This window comes from Halomonas sp. ND22Bw, assembly GCF_003011945.1.
In the GTDB taxonomy this organism is placed as follows: domain Bacteria; phylum Pseudomonadota; class Gammaproteobacteria; order Pseudomonadales; family Halomonadaceae; genus Halomonas; species Halomonas halophila.
This window is the reverse complement of sequence record NZ_PXWD01001552.1, coordinates 1-244: the sequence shown is the minus strand read 5'-3', so window position 1 is coordinate 244 and position 244 is coordinate 1. Positions and strand designations below refer to the sequence as shown.

Here is a 244-nt window from a genome sequence, read left to right as displayed (position 1 = left end):
AGCTTCATGTTCGCCGCTCCGACCCCCGGAAAAGGTTGCATCGCCGGACTCCCGGTCTTATGCGCGCGTCAACTCCCCGACTGACCGCCCCTTGCTGAAAGAGCCGCCATGTCCGCCCCTGCTGACAAGCCCGTCAAGAAAGTCGTCCTCGCCTATTCGGGCGGGCTGGACACCTCGATCATTCTGAAGTGGCTGCAGACCGAATATAACGCCGAGGTCGTGACCTTCACCGCCGACCTGGGCC

General features: G+C 62.7%; 1 protein-coding gene. It reads left to right on the top strand.

Annotated features, from left to right (window positions below):
- Nucleotides 1-108 precede the first annotated feature (108 nt).
- Nucleotides 109-244 (top strand): argininosuccinate synthase domain-containing protein (locus CVH10_RS23445; protein ID WP_181244731.1); only part of this gene is annotated, 136 nt, incomplete at its 3' end.